Annotated in this window: 21 protein-coding genes; 6 read left to right on the top strand and 15 right to left on the bottom strand. The window is 68.5% G+C overall.

The genetic code is table 11. The features are described from left to right. Nucleotides 1–15: 15 nt before the first annotated feature. From AC07U0_RS07820 to AC07U0_RS07860, 9 genes are all read right to left on the bottom strand, one after another. On the bottom strand, nt 16–1,581 hold the full coding sequence (locus tag AC07U0_RS07820; protein WP_494719467.1) for a Do family serine endopeptidase: 1,566 nt from the start codon (nt 1,579–1,581) through the stop codon (nt 16–18). Nucleotides 1,582–1,695: 114 nt separating this feature from the next. Next, nucleotides 1,696–2,193, bottom strand: coding sequence for a cytochrome c-type biogenesis protein (locus AC07U0_RS07825; RefSeq protein ID WP_494719468.1), 498 nt, complete (start codon nt 2,191–2,193; stop codon nt 1,696–1,698). After that, entirely contained in the window at nt 2,190–4,175 is a 1,986-nt protein-coding gene (locus AC07U0_RS07830; RefSeq protein WP_494719469.1) for a heme lyase CcmF/NrfE family subunit, read from the bottom strand. The genes AC07U0_RS07825 and AC07U0_RS07830 overlap by 4 nt, the downstream gene beginning before the upstream one ends. Then, nucleotides 4,172–4,654: a cytochrome c maturation protein CcmE gene (ccmE, locus tag AC07U0_RS07835; protein WP_494719470.1), complete on the bottom strand. Its 483-nt coding sequence runs from the start codon at nt 4,652–4,654 to the stop codon at nt 4,172–4,174. The genes AC07U0_RS07830 and ccmE overlap by 4 nt, the downstream gene beginning before the upstream one ends. Before the next feature lie 70 nt (nt 4,655–4,724). Further along, the gene (gene ccmI / locus AC07U0_RS07840; protein ID WP_494719471.1) at nt 4,725–5,555 is read right to left on the bottom strand and encodes a c-type cytochrome biogenesis protein CcmI; all 831 of its coding nucleotides are present in this window, start codon (nt 5,553–5,555) and stop codon (nt 4,725–4,727) included. A 56-nt stretch (nt 5,556–5,611) separates the two neighbouring features. After that, on the bottom strand, nt 5,612–6,967 hold the full coding sequence (locus tag AC07U0_RS07845; protein ID WP_494719472.1) for a hypothetical protein: 1,356 nt from the start codon (nt 6,965–6,967) through the stop codon (nt 5,612–5,614). An 82-nt stretch (nt 6,968–7,049) separates the two neighbouring features. Beyond that, nucleotides 7,050–8,528: a sensor histidine kinase gene (locus tag AC07U0_RS07850; RefSeq protein WP_494719473.1), complete on the bottom strand. Its 1,479-nt coding sequence runs from the start codon at nt 8,526–8,528 to the stop codon at nt 7,050–7,052. After that, the gene (locus AC07U0_RS07855) at nt 8,525–9,205 is read right to left on the bottom strand and encodes a response regulator transcription factor (RefSeq protein WP_207870583.1); all 681 of its coding nucleotides are present in this window, start codon (nt 9,203–9,205) and stop codon (nt 8,525–8,527) included. The genes AC07U0_RS07850 and AC07U0_RS07855 overlap by 4 nt, the downstream gene beginning before the upstream one ends. Nucleotides 9,206–9,231: 26 nt before the next feature. Next, nucleotides 9,232–9,531 (bottom strand): hypothetical protein, encoded by a 300-nt coding sequence (locus tag AC07U0_RS07860; RefSeq protein ID WP_494719474.1) that lies wholly within the window; start codon nt 9,529–9,531, stop codon nt 9,232–9,234. A gap of 237 nt (nt 9,532–9,768) precedes the next feature. Here AC07U0_RS07860 and AC07U0_RS07865 point away from each other — a divergent pair, with 237 nt between their 5' ends. Beyond that, the gene (locus AC07U0_RS07865; RefSeq protein WP_494719475.1) at nt 9,769–10,164 is read left to right on the top strand and encodes a hypothetical protein; all 396 of its coding nucleotides are present in this window, start codon (nt 9,769–9,771) and stop codon (nt 10,162–10,164) included. A gap of 65 nt (nt 10,165–10,229) precedes the next feature. Here AC07U0_RS07865 and AC07U0_RS07870 read toward each other — a convergent pair whose 3' ends face one another. Genes AC07U0_RS07870 through thiD form a run of 3 tightly spaced genes read right to left on the bottom strand, consistent with a single transcriptional unit; the run spans nt 10,230 to nt 12,443 of the window. Continuing rightward, a complete protein-coding gene (locus tag AC07U0_RS07870; protein ID WP_494719476.1) occupies nt 10,230–11,042 on the bottom strand; it encodes a PhzF family phenazine biosynthesis protein in 813 nt (270 codons plus the stop codon). A gap of 4 nt (nt 11,043–11,046) precedes the next feature. Continuing rightward, nucleotides 11,047–11,619: a nucleotidyltransferase family protein gene (locus tag AC07U0_RS07875; RefSeq protein WP_494719477.1), complete on the bottom strand. Its 573-nt coding sequence runs from the start codon at nt 11,617–11,619 to the stop codon at nt 11,047–11,049. Next, entirely contained in the window at nt 11,616–12,443 is an 828-nt protein-coding gene (gene thiD, locus AC07U0_RS07880; RefSeq protein WP_494719478.1) for a bifunctional hydroxymethylpyrimidine kinase/phosphomethylpyrimidine kinase, read from the bottom strand. The genes AC07U0_RS07875 and thiD overlap by 4 nt, the downstream gene beginning before the upstream one ends. Before the next feature lie 82 nt (nt 12,444–12,525). Between thiD and AC07U0_RS07885 the strand changes: the two genes are divergently transcribed. The 5 genes from AC07U0_RS07885 to AC07U0_RS07905 are packed head-to-tail and all read left to right on the top strand — an operon-like array spanning nt 12,526 to nt 14,718. Further along, nucleotides 12,526–12,837, top strand: a complete 312-nt coding sequence (locus AC07U0_RS07885) for an ArsR/SmtB family transcription factor (protein WP_494719479.1) — start codon at nt 12,526–12,528, stop codon at nt 12,835–12,837. Continuing rightward, on the top strand, nt 12,834–13,430 hold the full coding sequence (locus AC07U0_RS07890; protein ID WP_494719480.1) for an SRPBCC family protein: 597 nt from the start codon (nt 12,834–12,836) through the stop codon (nt 13,428–13,430). Before AC07U0_RS07885 ends, AC07U0_RS07890 begins: the two co-directional genes overlap by 4 nt. After that, nucleotides 13,427–13,894, top strand: coding sequence for an SRPBCC domain-containing protein (locus tag AC07U0_RS07895; protein WP_494719481.1), 468 nt, complete (start codon nt 13,427–13,429; stop codon nt 13,892–13,894). The genes AC07U0_RS07890 and AC07U0_RS07895 overlap by 4 nt, the downstream gene beginning before the upstream one ends. Continuing rightward, entirely contained in the window at nt 13,891–14,334 is a 444-nt protein-coding gene (locus AC07U0_RS07900) for an SRPBCC family protein (protein ID WP_494719482.1), read from the top strand. The genes AC07U0_RS07895 and AC07U0_RS07900 overlap by 4 nt, the downstream gene beginning before the upstream one ends. Before the next feature lie 3 nt (nt 14,335–14,337). Beyond that, the gene (locus AC07U0_RS07905; protein ID WP_494719483.1) at nt 14,338–14,718 is read left to right on the top strand and encodes a VOC family protein; all 381 of its coding nucleotides are present in this window, start codon (nt 14,338–14,340) and stop codon (nt 14,716–14,718) included. Here AC07U0_RS07905 and folP read toward each other — a convergent pair. The 3 genes from folP to AC07U0_RS07920 are packed head-to-tail and all read right to left on the bottom strand — an operon-like array spanning nt 14,702 to nt 16,406. Then, on the bottom strand, nt 14,702–15,508 hold the full coding sequence (folP, locus tag AC07U0_RS07910; protein WP_494719484.1) for a dihydropteroate synthase: 807 nt from the start codon (nt 15,506–15,508) through the stop codon (nt 14,702–14,704). The two genes, AC07U0_RS07905 and folP, sit on opposite strands and share 17 nt — an antisense overlap. Further along, nucleotides 15,505–16,104 (bottom strand): YdeI/OmpD-associated family protein, encoded by a 600-nt coding sequence (locus AC07U0_RS07915; protein WP_494719485.1) that lies wholly within the window; start codon nt 16,102–16,104, stop codon nt 15,505–15,507. Before AC07U0_RS07915 ends, folP begins: the two co-directional genes overlap by 4 nt. Next, nucleotides 16,104–16,406 (bottom strand): winged helix-turn-helix domain-containing protein, encoded by a 303-nt coding sequence (locus tag AC07U0_RS07920; RefSeq protein ID WP_494719486.1) that lies wholly within the window; start codon nt 16,404–16,406, stop codon nt 16,104–16,106. Before AC07U0_RS07920 ends, AC07U0_RS07915 begins: the two co-directional genes overlap by 1 nt. Between the last annotated feature and the right edge of the window lie 3 nt (nt 16,407–16,409).

A 16,409-nucleotide genomic window follows, 5' to 3' on the forward strand; every position in this document is an offset into this window, starting at 1 on the left:
CCTGTCAGTTAAGCCTTATTCACCCTTGGACAGTTCCAGGGGCACGAGGCGCGACGAGCCGCTCACAACCACGGTCAGAAGCACGTGGGTGCGGCCGGCGGCGCGGGCGGCGTCGACTGCGGCCTTGAAGTCCTGCGGGGTGTTCACGTTGCGGCCGAAGGCCTTGGTGATCACCGTGCCGGCGGGCATGCCGAGCTCGCCGGCCTTGGAGCGCGGCGCCACCTCAGTGACCACCAGACCCGTGGTGACGTCATCGGCGAGGGAATAGCGACGCTTCAGCGCAGGGGTCAGGGGCGAGAGGTTGATACCCTCGACCGTCAGGCCGGATGGTGCGGTCGGCCCCGGCGTCGGCGCGCGCGGATTGCCTTCATCGTCCTCGGGATAAAGCTCCGATTCGGACGGACGCTTGGCCGATTTGACCGTCACCGTCTGACGACGGCCGTCACGGAACAGCTCGATGCGCAGATCGCTGCCCACCGAGACGGCGCCGACGGCGCGGGTCAGGGCATTGCTGGTCTCGACCGCCTGCCCATTGACCGAAATGATCACGTCGCCTTCACGCACGCCGCCGCGCTCGGCGGGTCCGCCCTCAGTGACGGCCTGGACCATCGCCCCCTTGGCGTCGGCCGGCAGACCGACCGCGGCCTTGAGATCGTCGGACAGGTTGCTGATTTGGACACCGATATAGCCACGCTCGATGGCGCCGCTGCGGATCAGTTGGTCGGTGACGCTCTTGGCCGTGGCCGCCGGGATGGCGAAGCCGATGCCGACCGAGCCGCCGGTCGGCGAGAAGATCGCCGAGTTCACGCCGATGACGCGGCCGTAGATGTCGAAGGTCGGGCCGCCCGAGTTGCCCCGGTTGATGGCGGCGTCGATCTGCAGATAGTCGACATAGGCGCTGGAGCGGTCCTGCAGGTCGCGGCCGCGGGCCGAAACGATGCCGGCCGTCGCCGTGCCGCCGAGACCGAACGGATTGCCGACCGCCACGACCCAGTCGCCGACGCGCGGATCGGCCTGTTCCTCGAAGCTCACGAAATTGAAGTCCGAACCGTCGACCTTGATCACGGCGAGGTCGGTACTTTCGTCGCGACCGACCAGGGTGGCGTCCAGCGTCCGGCCGTCGGTCATCTTGACCTTGATCGACTTGGCGTTGGCTACGACGTGGTTGTTGGTGACGATATAGCCGTCACGCGAGATGAAGAAGCCGGAGCCGGCGCCCTGGGCCAGTTGCGGCTCGGCATCAGGCTCGGCCTGCTGTTGCTGCTGACCGGGGCCGGGAATGACCAGACCGGGCAGGCCCGGGATCTGGAAGCCCTGAATGCCCTGCGGCCGTTCAACCGGGGTCTCGACCTCGATCTGGACCACGGCCGGGGCGACCTGCTGGACGATGTCGGCGAAGCTGAGGGGCGCGCCCTGCGGCGGGGCGAAGGCGAGGCCCGCTGCCCCCGCCGATGCCACCAGCTGCCCAGGACGGGTCTCGGCATGCGCGCCGGGCCATGAAATGACGCCGCCGGCGGTGGCGCCCGCCGCAACGATCAGGCCGGCCGCAGCCCCCAGAATGAACTCTTTCCGCTTCAGCATCGTCGTCTTGCGATCCTCTTTCGGTCTCGTGTGGAGACCGTTTCGCGTTGAGATATAGGCCCGTTCCAGCCGAAGCCACAACGCCGCCGAACGGATCGTTGATCGCGCCCGACGTCAGTCGTGGGACGAAGTTGCGTCAGGATCGGGGCGAACTCCTTCCGTGTGGAGAAGTTCCTCCAGACGCCGTTCCTCATCGGGCGAAAGCGGGGCCGTCACGGGCTTCTTGCGCAACGACAGGGCGATGAAGGCCGCACCCGCGACGAGCACCAACATCAGGGGCCCAAACCACAGCAGCCAGGTCGCGGCCTTCACCGGCGGCCTGAACAGGATGTAGTCGCCCCAGCGGCGGACCAGGTCCTCGCGGATCGATTCGTCCGTGGCCCCCGAGGCGATCTCCTCTCGGACGAGGCGGCGCATGTCGGCGGCGATACCGGCGGGGCTGTCGGCGATGGATTCGTGCTGGCAGACGACGCAGCGAATGTCCTGAAACAGGGCCTGGGCCCGGGCCTCCTGCGGAGGGGATGGCAGCGGCTGGTCGGGCGCGGCAGCGGGCTCAGCCAGAACGGGGCTGGCGAGAAGTGCGAAAACGAAGGCGATCGCGGCGGTTCTCACGCGGCGCTCTCCACGGCCTTTTTGCGTCCCGCGACTCCGATGCGGAGACGACGATCGAGCAGGGACAGGACCCCGCCGAGAGCCATGACCAGAGGCCCGACGAAGATCAACCGCGCCCACGGGTTCCAGTAGACCCGAACGGTCCAGGCGCGGGCGGCCTGAGGCGTCGACCGGCGCTCGCCCAGCACGACATAGACGTCGTCCAGACCGCGGAAATCGAGCCCGACCTCGGTCGTGGTCTGGCCGCCGGCGGGGAAGAAGCGGCGCTCGGCGATGACGGTCCGCTCTGGACCACCGTCGGTCGGCGTCACGGTCAGATGGCCCTGCTCGGCCAGATAGTTGGGCCCCTCGACGATGCGGACGTCGTCCAGCCGCACGGAGTAGCGGCCTGCGGTCACACTGCCGTCGAGACCCAGAGGCGCGGCGGCCTCGACCTTGAAGCCGGTCTCGATCACGGCGCCGAGAACGAACAGGCCGAGCCCCGCGTGGGCCAGGGTCATGCCCCAGGCGCCGAGGGGCAGGGCCTTTGCCCGGCGCCCGACCTCGGCCAGGGGAACGCGGAACAGCCGCACCCGCTCGACCACCTCGGCCAAGGCGCCGAGGATCAACCAGGCGCCGATGGCGATCCCGCCCGCGGCCATCGCCTTGCGGGGCTCGAACGCCGTCCAGCCGGCCAGCGCACAGAGCAGCGCCAGACCCGCCGCCACCGCCAGCCGTTGCCCCGCGCCCTTAAGGTCGCCGCGCTTCCACGCCAGCAACGGCCCGGCGGGCAGGATCAAGAAGGCGACCACCATCAGGGGGGTGAAGGTCAGGGCGAAATAGGGCGGGCCGACCGAGATGGTGGCGCCCGTCGCGGCCTGCAGGATCAGGGGATAGAGAGTCCCCAGCAGAACCGTAGCCGCCGCCGCCGTCAGGAACAGATTGTTGAGCACCAGCGCGCCTTCACGGCTGATCGGGGCGAACAGGCCGCCTCCGGTCAGCTTCGGCGCCCGCCAGGCGAACAGGGCGAAGGCGGCGCCGGCCGTGACGCCGAGAATGCCCAGCAGCATCAGCCCCCGCTCCGGATCGACGGCGAAGGCGTGAACGCTGGTCAGGACGCCGGAGCGCACGAGGAAGGCGCCCAGCATGGAGAAGGTGAAGGCCAGAAGGGCGAGAAAGACCGTCCAGCCCGCCAAGGCTCCGCGCCGCTCGGTGACCACCGCCGAGTGCAACAGAGCCGCGCCCGCCAGCCAGGGCATGAAGCTGGCGTTCTCGACCGGGTCCCAGAACCACCAGCCGCCCCAGCCGAGTTCGTAATAGGCCCAGAAGGAGCCGAGGGTGATGCCGATAGTCAGCAGCACCCAGGACGCGAGGGCCCAGGGCCGAACCCAGCGGCCCCAGGCCGGATCGACGCGGCCTTCGATCAGGGCTGCGACCGCCAGTGAGAAGGTCACCGAGAAGCCGACATAGCCCGCGTAAAGAAGCGGCGGATGGAAGGCGAGCGCCGGGTCCTGAAGCAGGGGATTCAGGGACGCGCCCTGGAACGGCGCCGGGTCCAGACGGGCGAACGGATTGGAGGTGAAGACGGCGAAGGCAAGAAACAGACTGCCCAGCGCGCCCTGCACCCCGACCGCCGAGGTCTTGAGCCCGAACGGCAGGCCGCTCGCCCGTGCAAGGGCGGCGCCGAAGCCGGTCATGACGAGACACCACAGGACCAGAGAGCCCTCATGGCTGCCCCAGGCGCCGGCGACCTTGTAGAGCATCGGCTTGTCGGTGTGGCTGTTGTTGGCGACGTTGGCGACCGAGAAGTCACTCGTCATGAAGGCGAAGATCAGGGCCGCGAAGGCCAGCGCCACCAGACAGGCCGAGGCGATGGCCGCGCCCTGCGCCGCGCCGGCCAGAACGGGCGAACGACGGATGCGTCCGGCCGTCGCCATGGCGGTCTGCAGCACCGCCAGAACGAGGGCCAGGATCAGGGCGTAGGCGCCGAATTCGCTGATCACAGGGCGGCGTTTCCAGTGGAGGCCGTGGAGGGCGCCGGACGCCATTCGCCCTTGGCCTTCAGCTTGTCGGCCACTTCGCGCGGCATGTATTTCTCGTCGTGCTTGGCGAGGACCTGATGGGCGACGAAGGTGCGGTCCGGTTGGAACGCCCCCTGCGCCACGATCCCCTGCCCTTCGCGGAACAGGTCTGGCAGGTCGCCGTGATAGATCACCCGGGTCGTGGCCATATTGTCGGTGACGGCGAAACTGACATCGGCGCCGTGGCGCTGCACGCTGCCGGCCTCGACCAGACCGCCCAGACGGATGTCGCGGCCGGCCGGAGCCTTTTCGGCGGTCACTTCCGAGGGGGTGAAGAAGAAGGTCACGCTGTCGTTCATCGCCCACAGGGACAAGCCGACGGCGAGGGCGAGGATCGGGGCCACGGCCGCCACGACCCACAGGCGACGGCGCGCCTTCGGTGATCGGGGAAGCCAGCTCATGTCCGGGAGGGTCCGCGCGCGGAGGAAAACTCGCGGCCGTATAGCGGGGCGCGGCAGGGGCCGAAAGAGGTCATCGGGCCGCGCCTGTACCGCCCGCAGCCAGACGTTTCTCCAGCTCGGCGCGGCGCGGATCGGCCGGGTCCAGAGCCTTGATCAACGGGGTCCAGAGCGTCAGCGCTCCCGCCCGGTCGCCGCGCGTCAGGGCCGCGTCGCCGAGGAAGTAGAGAGCCCCCAACTGGCCCGGATCGCGTCTCAGGGCTTCCCGGAATGCCGCCTCGGCGTCGGCGCCGACCGCCCCGTCCTGCGACCGGACCAGGCTCTCGCCCAGTCGCGACCAGGTGCGGGGATCGTCGGGGTTCAGGGCCAGGGCCCGACGGAAGGCCGAGGCCGCGCCGACCGGGTCCTCGGCGGCGAAACGGGCCGCGCCCAGCATGGTCAGGATCTGGCGGTCGTCGGGGCGCAGCTTCGCCTCGCGGGTCAGGACCGCCGCCACCTGTTCGGCCTCCAGCGGCTCGGCCGAGGCGCCCCAGGCGTCGACGCGGCGGTCGTAGGTCTGGTCGCCATAACCCGGCTTGCCGATTCCCCAGTAGAGGCCGAGCGCCGCGACAGCCGTCAGGGCGACTCCGCCCAGAACCCAGCGCCGGTCACTTGGCCGGGCGCGCAGTTCGACCGGCCCGCTACGGGTGGCCAGAAGGCGACGGCCGGCCTCGGCGCGAGCGGCGATCCAGGCCTCTTCGGTCAGCAAGCCGCGGGATTTCAACCGGTCCAGCTCGGCCAGCTCACGCGCCGCCGCGTCCGGTTCGACATCGACCACGGCGTCCACGCCGCGCCGCGCGCCGGTCAGCACCAGCAGCGCCGCCATCGCAGTCGCCAGTGCGGTCATGATCCAGAAGGCCGTCATGGAGCCGGTCTAGCGGATCGCACGACCGGCGGCGAGAGGCACAGAGAGCCGCAGATTCAGGCGGAGAGTTTCATCGTCGCCGGACCGCCCGCGACGGCCGTACGGCGGCGGATGGCCCGCGCCTCGGTCAAGGCGGCGATCTGTTCGAGGAAGTCGGCCGCCATACCGGCCCGGTCGATGGCCGCCGTCTCGTCCGGCGCATCGCCGGCGTTGACGTCCTCGATGATCAGGTCGGCATAGCTGCTCAACTGGACCGTCAGGCTCTGGATCAGCGCCGAGCGCTGGGCTTCGCAGCCGAACGGTCCGGCCAGATTGCGGACCATGCCCACCATCTTCACCGCGTCATGGGCCGCCTGCACGATCGCGGGATCCAGCACGACCTCCAGATTGGGCGCATTGCGGGTCATCCGGCCCGAGGTCTGGACCTTGTGCATGGGCACAGCCTTGTCGACCAGCTTGCTCACGCCGCTGAGCAGTTCGCCCAACCGCTTGCCGACGCGGACGCGCACCTCGCGCAACCGCTTGCCCCAGTCTCCCTCACGGTCGACCTGGACCGTGGCTTCGAGCTCTTTCAGGACGTCGGCGCACCACTGGAGATCGGCGCAAAGGCCCTCGATCGCGCCCCCGGGCTTGAAGGCGACGATGCGGGCGCAGCGCGCCTCCATCCCGACGACCAGCCGGTCGACGAAGACCGCCAGTTCGCTCTCGGACAGGAAAGCCCCGCGCGCCGCAGCGGTGGAGGTGTGGACCATCAGCCTGAGGATCAGCGAGGCGTCGGCCAGGTGGGCGAACAGAATGTCCATCAGCCGCTCTGCGCCGTCCGGCAACATTTCGGAAGCGTCGCGAACCAGAAGCCTCAACTCGGCGACCTGGTCTCCGTCCGGGCGGCCAACCCAGGCCTGGAGCGACGGCAGGGCGCGATAGACCAGTCCGCCGAAGTCACAGCAATGGGCCAGATCCTCCAGCCCCTGTTCCCGTGCGGCGGGATCGCCGAGCGACAGGGGCCAGACGTCGTCGGGGCGGTCGCGCACGGCGGCCGCGGCCGTGGCGCACAGCCGGGCGCAGACGGCAGCGGTCCGGGCGGCCTCGCGCTCGTCGTCGTCATCCAGCAGCGGCAGGATATTGGGTTCGCGGCTCGAGGCGATCTTCCACAGACGTGGCAGGACGCCCGGCGGGAAGGTGGTGGCCTCCACCCCGTCGGCGCGCGGACGGAACAGGGGCGTCAGGGCGGCGAATCCCCGGGCGCGACGCACGCGATCGATGGTTTCGGCGGCCAGCATCTCTTCGAGCGCGCGCGCCTTGCCGCCCGGCATGCCCGAGACGGCGAGCGTCAGCTGGCGCAGCGTCCGGTCAGGAACGCCTTCGACCACCTGGGCCAGAGCCATGCGATGCGCGACCGAAAGTTCGGTCATCCAGCCTCTACCCCACGTAAACGCCTGTACGCGTCCAGAATAGGGTTAGCGGGTTAACGGATTACGTAGGAACCTTAACGGGTTAGGCCTCAGCCGCGGGCAACTCAAGGATGGCTTTCAACCCGCCCAGATCGCTGGACGACAACGTCAGCCGGCCGCCGTAGGCGCGGGTCAGGTCGTCGACGATCGACAGGCCCAGACCCGAGCCGGGCGCGCCTTCGTCCATCCGCTGGCCGCGCTTCATGGCCGTCTCGCGCTGGTCCTCGGGCAGGCCGGGGCCGTCGTCCTCGACCACCACGATCATCTGGCCCAGACCGCTGGGACCGGCCGAGACCCGGACCCGGCGCTTGCACCATTTGCAGGCGTTCTCGATCAGGTTGCCGAGGATTTCCTGCAGGTCCTGACGCTCGCCGAGGAAGCCCAGTTCGTCGGGCGCACGCCAGTCGATCTCGACGTCCTTGGACTGGAAGACTCGCTCCAGCATCACCGCCAGTTCGTCGATGACCTCGCCCACGGGGGTGCGTTCGCCCAGGCCATGGGCGGCGCGGGCGGCGGCGCGAGCGCGGCGCAGATGGTGATCGACCTGGCCCTTCATCACCTCGGTCTGGCGACGCACGAGGTCGCCGAGCCTGTCGCGGTCGCTCTGGGGGTCCGAGGCCTCGGCCAGCATCACCGACAGCGGGGTCTTCAGGGCGTGAGCCAGGTTGCCGACGTGGGTCCGCTGACGCTCCACGACCTCCTGATTGTGATCCAGAAGCTGGTTTACCTGCTCAGCCAGGGGCGCGATTTCAACGGGGTAGGAGCGTTCGATGCGCGCCGCCTTGCCCTTGCGGACATTGGCGATCTCGTTCCTGAGCCCGAACAGGGGGCGCAGGCCGATCTGGACCTGCAGGAAGACAGCGATCACCAGCCCGAGGCCGAGGATAAGCAACGCCGTCCAGGTGAAGGTGGCGAACTGGCGCGTATCGAGGTCGATGTCGGACCGGTCAATGCCGGCCATGAAGACCAGGGGCGCGGCGCGGTCGGGGATCGACTTCAGACTGGCCGCGACCCGCAGCGGCTGGCTGTGCGACGGCCGCAACACCCCGTTCAGATCGTTGTAGGTGATCAGGATGCCGAACTCGGACTTCAGCCGCGACGGCAGTTCGGGGTCGATGAACAGGGTCTCGCCCGCCAGCGAAGGCGACCGCTCGACGACGCGCAGGCCGCCCTGTTCGTCGAACTCGGCGATCATCCAGTATTTGCCGGACAGGCCCCGGAGCGTGGGGGCGTCCTTGATTTCGTCGACATGAACACCGCCGCCGGGTGTGGCGGTCGTGGCCAGCACAACTTCATCGATGGTGTCGCCCAGCATATAGCCGAGCCGGCGCAGGGCGCTTTCCTGATATTGGCTGGTCAGGACCCCGCCGGTCAGGATCAGGGCAAGCGCAATCCAGCCGCAGGCCAGCAGGATCAGACGACGCGTCAGGCTGCGGCCGGGGCGGCCGAACCAGCGGCCCCAGTCCTCGAAGATCGACGGCTTCGAGGGCTCTACGGAGGGTTCAGCAGGCGTTTCGCTCACGCCGCTTCGGATTCGCCGGCAAGCGGCGTCAGGCGATAGCCGAGGCCGCGCACGGTCTCGATCCGGTCAGACCCGACCTTCTTGCGCACCCGGCCGATGAAGACCTCGATGGTGTTGGAATCGCGGTCGAAGTCCTGATCGTAGAGGTGCTCGACCAGCTCGGTCCGGCTGATGACCCGACCCTGATGCATCATCATATAGTGCAGCAGGCGGTACTCCAGCGAGGTCAGGCGCAGGGGCTCGCCGTTGACGGTGGCCCGGGCCGCGCGCGGGTCCAGACGCAGGCCGCCGCACGACAGGGTCGCCGAGGCGATGCCCGCCGAGCGGCGCAGCAGGGCGCGCAGACGCGCCAGTAGTTCCTCAGTGTGGAAGGGCTTGGTCAAATAGTCGTCGGCGCCGGCGTCGAAGCCCGACACCTTGTCCGACCAGGCGCCGCGCGCCGTCAGGATCAGCACCGGGGTGGTCTTGCCGTCACGGCGCCAGCGCTCGAGCACCGAGACGCCGTCGATCTTGGGCAGGCCGAGGTCCAGCACCACGACGTCATAGGGTTCGGTGTCGCCGAGGAAGTGGGCCTCTTCGCCGTCGGCGGCGTGATCGACCGCATAGCCGGCGTCGCCAAGAGCCTGCTTCAGCTGACGCGACAGATCGACGTCGTCCTCGACCAGAAGAATGCGCATTCAGTTAGCTCCCGAAAGCCTTACGTTCAATTTCCGCTGGCCGAGACGGAGATCTGGAAGATCCGCCCATTGTCATCGAAGACGAAGACATAGGAGCCGCCCTGCATCCCGCGAGAGCCAACGAAGCGGGCGCCGCGCGCGCGGGACTGGGCGATGGACTGGGCCTGGGCCTCGCTGATCTGACGGCCTTCCCGGCCCTGATCGCGCGACTGCTCCTGACGCGGGCCACGGTCGTCGCCGCGATGGCCACGGTCCTGCGCGGACGCAACGCTGAAGGGCGCGGCGGCGACAAGAAGAGCCAGGGTGATGGCGAGAGCGCGGGTCATGATGAAGGCGTTATGCGTCAATGGCCCTGAACGAGGCCTGAACGGCACTGTAAGGCGGTTTTCCGCGATGTCGAAGGGGTTCGCGCATCCCACCAAAGTCCGTCTTGCGCATTTGTCATGCACATGAACCGAACCTGACCAGGGCTGTTCAGGTCGGGCTCAGCCGGGGGGTGGTTATCTGCAGTCATCGCTGGCCACCCCGGCCCCCGACGAACAGAAACACCGAGGAGTGATCCGATGTTCAAGAAGATGATTGTCCCCGCCCTGGTTCTGGCCGCCACGTCGGCCGCCGCCATCCCCGCCGCCGCCCAGTCCTATCACGGCCCGTACGGCTCGAACCACGGCCCGAACCGCCCGCCCGTCGTCTCCACCGGCTACGGCAACTGGCAGTCGATCAACCAGCGCCAGGTCCAGCTGGACCGCCGCATCGACCAGGGCGTCCGCAACGGTTCGCTGAGCCGTCGTGAAGCCAGCCGCCTGCGCAGCGAGTTCAACAGCCTGGCCCGTCTGGAGGCGAACTACCGCCGCGGTGGCCTGTCGAGCTGGGAACGCGCCGATCTGGACCGTCGCTTCGACCGTCTCGAAGCCCAGATCCGCTACGAGCGCCACGACCGGGATAACCGTCGCGGCTAATCCGGACCATCCGGTCTGGAATCAGAGGGCGCGATCCGAAAGGATCGCGCCCTTTCGCTATGAGGTCAGGGCTGTAGCCGCAGCCGGCTTTCGATCACGGTGATCGCCTGCCCCCGGATCAGCACACGGTCGCCCGCGACCTCGGTCTCGAACAGGGCGCCCCGGCCCGGATAGACCTGCCGGAAGCGGACGCCCGGACGCCCCAGCCGCTCGGCATAGAGGGGCGCGAGAATGCAGTGAGCGGAGCCGGTCGCGGGATCCTCATCGATGCCGCATCCGGGCCCGAAGAAGCGGTCGACGACATCAACGTCATCCCGATCCGACATCGCCGCGATCACGACCTGACCGCCCTCCCCGGCCTCGCCCTGCAACCGCGCCAGGGCCTTATAGTCGGGTGCGCACGCCCGCACCGCCGCCGCGTCGGTCAAAAGCGCCACCAGATAGCGGCCCGCCCAGATCTCGACCGGCGCGACGCCCAGGGCCTCTGCCAGCCCCTCGACGGGACCAGTGCGGCGCGGCGGATCGGCCGGAAGATCCATTTCGAAACCGCCCGCGACCTTTCGCACGCCCAGCCGCCCCGACCGGGTATCGAAGCTGACGGCCGCCAGTTCCGGGTCGATCTCGGTCATCAGGGCCGCGCCGGAGGCAAGGGTCGCATGACCGCAGAGATCGACCTCCATCGCCGGGGTGAACCAGCGCAGGCCGAAACGGGCGGGATCAGCCGTCTGGCGCAGGAAGGCCGTCTCCGACTGGTTGTTCTCCATGGCCAGAGCCTGCATCCAGCCGTCGGCGGGCCAGACCTCGAACGGCTCGACCACACAGGCCGGATTGCCCATGAAGGGTCGGTCGGCGAAGGCGTCGATAGTCCACTGGCGCATCGTGTCAGCCCTCGACCACCACCACCTCGGGCCAGCGGGTCCTGATCTTGGTCGCGACCTTCGCCCAATCCTTCGCCAGCGGACGGTCAGGATTGGGGCGAACGATCAGATCGAAGGCGTCCTCCAGACCGAAGGGGGCGACGGCGGTGATGCTGTCATCGGCCTCCAGCCGCACGCCGACAGCGAAGGCCGGCGCCACGAAGCGCGGCAGGGCCTCGGCGGTATTGGCGATCGGCGGGTAGTCCTCGCCGAACTTGCCCTTGAACCAGATCGGCACCCGGCACTGGTTGCGGGCCTCAACCCGGCTGCGCAGCGGCTCCTCGAAGGCGGCGGCGACGCGCTTGATGACCACGTCCTCGGCATCCCAGCTGGTGTCCGGATCGAAATAGCCGAGATCGAAGTCGTTGACGCCGTAGCCCGGTTCGCGGCCCGTCTGCGCGTTCCAGACGCTCTGATAGACCGAGCCGGAGAAGATCAGCCAGTCGGGAAGGTCGAGGTCGCGGACCGTGGTCATGACCCGCATCAGGTCGGGATAGCCGCGGACGATCTCGATCAGCCGTTGTTCAAGATCGCTCATCGTCCCCTCACCGGCCAGCCGTGATCGAGCGGTCCGTGTCCGTGACCCAGGCCGGGCGCACGGCGGATGGCCTCGGCGACATAGGCCCAGGCCTCGGCGACCGCGACCTCCAGCGGCAGGCCCTTGGCCAGACCGGCGGCGCAGGCGCTGGCCAGGGTGCAGCCGGTGCCGTGGGTCGAGCTGGTGTCGATGCGCGGCCCCTCCAGCAAGGTCTCGCCGGACGCGGTCATCAGGACGTCGATCACCGTCGGCCCATCGACGTGGCCGCCCTTCATCAGCACGGCCTTCGACCCCATGGCCAGCAGAGCCTCGCCGGCGCGGCGCTGGCCGTCCAGATCGGTGACCGTCAGCCCGGTCAGGGCCTCGGCCTCCGGCGCATTGGGGGTCAGCAGGGTCGCGCGCGGGATCATCAGCGACTTCACGGCCTCGACCGCGTCATTGGCCAGCAGCGAGGCCCCGCCCTTGGCCACCATGACCGGATCGACGACCACGGCGGCGGCCGACGTATCGAGGATGGCGGCGACGCGTTCGACCGTCTCGGCCGTGCCCAGCATACCGGTCTTGATCGCATCGGCGCCGATGTCGTCCAGCACCGCCCGCGCCTGCTGTTCGATCAGATCGAGCGGCAGGGGGAAAACCCCCGTCACCCCCAGCGTATTCTGGACCGTGATGGCCGTGATGGCGGTCGCCGCATAGGCGCCCAGCATGGTCACGGCCTTGATGTCGGCCTGGATCCCGGCCCCGCCGCCCGAGTCCGAGCCGGCGATGATCAGGACGCGCCCCGGTCCTGCTTGGGCGGGCTTTTGGAAGGATTCGGCGGTCATGCCGTCCTGATGCGTCAGCCCCAGACCAAGGGCAAGAAAATCATATATTGCATTATGGCTATATAGCTGATTAGCTATTCACATGCACGACGCCCTTCTCGCCCTGTCCGAACCGAACCGCATGGCCATCATGGGGCTGTTGCGCGACGGCGAACGTCCCGCCGGGGACTTCGTCGCCGCCCTGCCGATCAGCCAGCCGGCGGTGTCGAAACACCTCGGCGTGCTGCGCGCCGCCGGACTGGTGACCGTGCGCAAGGACGCCAACCGCCGCCTTTATCGCCTCAACCCCGCCCCCCTGGCCGAGCTGGACGCCTGGCTCGCCCCCTACCGCCGCTTCTGGACCGACAAGCTCGACGCCCTCGAAGCGCACCTGGACAAGGAGTTTCCGCAATGACTGATACTCTCGTTGAAACGCTTCCCGGCCCCGACGGCGGCACGATCCGCGAGGACGGCGACGGCTGGATCATCGGCTTCGAGCGCCGCCTGCGCCATTCGCCCGAGCGGGTCTGGAAGGCCCTGACCACGCCGGAAGGCCTCGCCTGCTGGCTGGCCGAGGCGGACATGGAGACCGTCCCGGGTGGCAGGATGGAGCTGAACTTCCGCCAGCCCGACAACGACTTCATGCCCGACGTGCCGGAGAAGCGCCGCCAGTTGAACGAGGTCCTGACCGTGCGGCCCTACACCCTGTTCGAGCACACCTTCGGCAGCAACCCGGACTCGGTCGTCTCCTGGCGGCTGGAGCCCGACGGCGACGGCACCCACCTGATACTCGCCCACCGCGTACCCTCGACCTGGGAGAGCGGGCGAAAGAACGTCCTCGCCGGCTGGCAGCACCATATGGAAGGGCTGGAAGACGCCATCAAAGGCGTGCGCCATCCGTGGAGCTGGGACCGCTGGTTCGCCCTGCGCGACGCCTATCAGGCACGACTGGAGAACCCGAAGGCGGGCGACGACAAGCCTTACTCCAACGACTGGCGCACCGCATGACCGCGCCGATCGCCAGCGCCGGTATGTTGATCCGCCGCCCGGTCGCAGAGGTGTTTCGGGCCTTCGCCGATCCGGCGGTAACCACTCGCTTCTGGTTCACCGACAGCACCGGCGCGCTTGAGCCCGGCGCCGCGGTTGACTGGACGTGGGCCATGTACGGCGCCTCGACCGAGGTGATCGTGAAGGCCGTCGAGACCGACCGTCGCATCCTGATCGATTGGGACAACCGCTCCACCCCGACCGAGGTCGAATGGCTGTTCGAAGCGCGCGGAGACCACACCTGGGTCACGGTCGAGAACCGGGGCTTCACGGACGACGCCGAGGGGGTCGCCAAAGCTCTGGATTCCACCGGCGGCTTCGCCCTGGTTCTCGGCGGCGCCAAGATCTGGCTCGAGTACGGAATCGAGCCGCGCTTCGTCGTGGATCGCCATCCCGACCATCACGCGGAAGGCTGGAGCGAATGAGCACGCCGGTCGAGGTGCACGTCGAGAAGCGCTTCCGTCATTCGCCGGAGCGGGTCTTCGACGCCTTTCTCGATCCGGCGACCGTCGGCCTGTGGCTATTCCATACGCCCGAGGGCGTGATGGAGAATACCGACTATGACCCCGTCGTCGGCGGCGCCTTCGCCATCTTCGAGCGGCGCGGCGAAGACCTTGCCCGCCACTTCGGCCGGTTCGTAGAGATCGAAAGACCCAACCGCATCGTCTTCAATTTCTGGGTCGATGAGGCTCCGGAGGAGCCGACGCGTGTCACCGTGGCCTTCGCCGCCGAGGGAGACGGCTGCGTCGTCGTCCTCAGCCACGACCTCGCCCCCGCCTGGGCCGCTTACGCCGACCGGTCGGCCGCCGGCTGGTCCATGATCCTCGACAACCTCTCGGCCGTCGCCGACGCCAACCGGAGCTGACCCATGATCACCGCCGCCGCCCCCTTCCTGATGTTCCAGGGCGATTGCGAGGAGGCCCTGACCTTCTACGCTGACGCCATTCCCGGCGCCGCCATCGCCGCCCTGCACAAGGGACCGGACGGCAAGGTGGCCATGGCGCGACTGACGATCGCCGGGCTGGAGATCATGGCCAATGATTCCCCGCCGATGCACGACTTCACCTTCACCCCGTCCACCTCGACCTTCCTGACGGTGGAGGCTGAAACCGATGTCGACGCCTTGGCCGAGGCGCTCGGCGCAGGCGGCAAGACGATGATGCCGGCCGGAAACTATGGCTTCTCGAAACGGTTCGCCTGGGTGCAGGACCGGTTCGGGGTGTCGTGGCAGATCAACCTGCCGAGCTGACGGCCGACCACAGCTTCAAGGCCTGAACCGTCTCGCGCACATCGTGGACGCGGACCATCCTCGCCCCCCGCCGCGCGCCTTCCAGCATCATAGCCAGCGATCCGCCCAGCCGGTCGGCGGGATCGGTCGCGGTCTCGTCGACGCCGAGGATCGTCCGCTTGCGGCTGGCGGCGTAGAGCACCGGATAGCCCAGCTCGACCAAGGCCTCCAGCCGCGCCGTCAGGGTCAGGTTGTGGGCCGTGGTCTTGCCGAAGCCGATGCCGGGATCCAGCCAGATCTTCTCGCGCGCCACCCCGGCCTTCACCGCCGCCTTCGCCCGCCCGGCCAGATAACCGACGACCTCTCCGACCACGTCGTCATAGACGGGCGCCGCCTGCATGGTGCGCGGCTCGCCCTGCATATGCATCAGGACGATGTCGCAACGCAGGGCCGCCGCCGTCGCCAGACTGTCGGGCAAAAAGCTCAGGGCCGAGACGTCGTTCCACATCGTCGCCCCGGCGCCGACCGCCGCGCGGGCCACCTCGGGCTTCAGAGTGTCGATGCTGATCGGTCCGGCCCAATGCGCGCGGACGCCCGCGATGACCGGCAGGGTGCGGGCGATCTCCTCGGCGACATTGACAGGCTCGGCGCCCGGCCGGGTGCTCTCCCCGCCGATGTCGAGGATGTCCGCGCCCTGTTCGACCAGCGACAAGGCATGCGCCACAGCCGCCTCCACCGTCGCCAGCCGCCCGCCGTCCGAGAAGCTGTCGGGCGTGACGTTGACGATGCCCATGACCTGGGGGCGGCTCATTGGGCTTTTCCTTGCGGATGAGGGGTCTCGCCGCGCGCCAGCATGTCGACGAACCGTGCGATGGCCTTCTGCCTTCCCGCCTCGGTCTTCAGGGCCTGAAGCCGGAAGATCAGGGCGAACCGGTTCTGGGCGCTGAGGCTCTCAAGCGTGGCCTTCGCCTCGGGCACGACCTCGACCGCCGCCAGAAGATCGTCAGGCAGGGTCGAACCCTTGATGCGATAGGCGGCCTCCCAGCGGCCATCGGCCTTGGCCGCCTCGATGTGCGTCTGGCCGTGACCGGTCATCCGCCCCGCCTCGGTCAGGCGCGCGACGTTGTCGACATTGACCTGGCTCCAGACGCTCTTCTTCCCGCGCGGGGTGTAGCGCTGCAGGAAGCTGGCCTCGTCAAAGCTCTTCTTGATCCCGTCGATCCAGCCCCAGCACAGGCAGACGTCGATGGCCTCCTTCACCGTGATCGAGGCCACGCCGGACTTCACCTTGTAAATCCGGATCCAGACCTCGGTCTCGCGGTCGTGGTTCCTGGCCAGCCAGGCCTCGAAAGCGGCCTCGTCCACAAAGGCGTGGACGTGCTTGGGATCGACAACGACGGCCGCCATCAGCCGCGCCCGCCGATCAGCCCGCCCAACGCCTCCAGATAGGCGGCGAAGGCCTGACGGCCCTCGTCGGTGATCGAGACCCGGGTCAGGGGCTTGTTGTTCACGAAGCTCTTGGCGACGGCGACATAGCCGGCTTCCTCCAGCTTCTTGATGTGGACAGAAAGATTGCCCTGGGTCGCCTCCAGCACCGTCTTCAGCTCGGTGAAGTCAGCGACCTCGGCGTCGGCCAGATAGACCATGATCCCCAGCCGCATGCGGCCGTGGATGACCTCGTCGATCCGTCCGAGATCGTTCAGCCCCATGGT

Source organism: Brevundimonas sp. GW821-FHT02A10 (genome assembly GCF_059422025.1).

What these genes read in the sequence shown, in the direction of transcription:
- AC07U0_RS07820 (WP_494719467.1), bottom strand. Translation starts at nt 1,581, where the DNA reads ATGCTGAAGCGGAAAGAGTTCATTCTGGGGGCTGCGGCCGGCCTGATC.
- ccmE (WP_494719470.1), bottom strand. Translation starts at nt 4,654, where the DNA reads ATGAGCTGGCTTCCCCGATCACCGAAGGCGCGCCGTCGCCTGTGGGTC.
- ccmI (WP_494719471.1), bottom strand. Translation starts at nt 5,555, where the DNA reads ATGACGGCCTTCTGGATCATGACCGCACTGGCGACTGCGATGGCGGCG.
- AC07U0_RS07845 (WP_494719472.1), bottom strand. Translation starts at nt 6,967, where the DNA reads ATGACCGAACTTTCGGTCGCGCATCGCATGGCTCTGGCCCAGGTGGTC.
- AC07U0_RS07855 (WP_207870583.1), bottom strand. Translation starts at nt 9,205, where the DNA reads ATGCGCATTCTTCTGGTCGAGGACGACGTCGATCTGTCGCGTCAGCTG.
- AC07U0_RS07860 (WP_494719474.1), bottom strand. Translation starts at nt 9,531, where the DNA reads ATGACCCGCGCTCTCGCCATCACCCTGGCTCTTCTTGTCGCCGCCGCG.
- AC07U0_RS07865 (WP_494719475.1), top strand. Translation starts at nt 9,769, where the DNA reads ATGTTCAAGAAGATGATTGTCCCCGCCCTGGTTCTGGCCGCCACGTCG.
- AC07U0_RS07870 (WP_494719476.1), bottom strand. Translation starts at nt 11,042, where the DNA reads ATGCGCCAGTGGACTATCGACGCCTTCGCCGACCGACCCTTCATGGGC.
- AC07U0_RS07875 (WP_494719477.1), bottom strand. Translation starts at nt 11,619, where the DNA reads ATGAGCGATCTTGAACAACGGCTGATCGAGATCGTCCGCGGCTATCCC.
- thiD (WP_494719478.1), bottom strand. Translation starts at nt 12,443, where the DNA reads ATGACCGCCGAATCCTTCCAAAAGCCCGCCCAAGCAGGACCGGGGCGC.
- AC07U0_RS07885 (WP_494719479.1), top strand. Translation starts at nt 12,526, where the DNA reads ATGCACGACGCCCTTCTCGCCCTGTCCGAACCGAACCGCATGGCCATC.
- AC07U0_RS07890 (WP_494719480.1), top strand. Translation starts at nt 12,834, where the DNA reads ATGACTGATACTCTCGTTGAAACGCTTCCCGGCCCCGACGGCGGCACG.
- AC07U0_RS07895 (WP_494719481.1), top strand. Translation starts at nt 13,427, where the DNA reads ATGACCGCGCCGATCGCCAGCGCCGGTATGTTGATCCGCCGCCCGGTC.
- AC07U0_RS07900 (WP_494719482.1), top strand. Translation starts at nt 13,891, where the DNA reads ATGAGCACGCCGGTCGAGGTGCACGTCGAGAAGCGCTTCCGTCATTCG.
- AC07U0_RS07905 (WP_494719483.1), top strand. Translation starts at nt 14,338, where the DNA reads ATGATCACCGCCGCCGCCCCCTTCCTGATGTTCCAGGGCGATTGCGAG.
- folP (WP_494719484.1), bottom strand. Translation starts at nt 15,508, where the DNA reads ATGAGCCGCCCCCAGGTCATGGGCATCGTCAACGTCACGCCCGACAGC.
- AC07U0_RS07915 (WP_494719485.1), bottom strand. Translation starts at nt 16,104, where the DNA reads ATGGCGGCCGTCGTTGTCGATCCCAAGCACGTCCACGCCTTTGTGGAC.
- AC07U0_RS07920 (WP_494719486.1), bottom strand. Translation starts at nt 16,406, where the DNA reads ATGGGGCTGAACGATCTCGGACGGATCGACGAGGTCATCCACGGCCGC.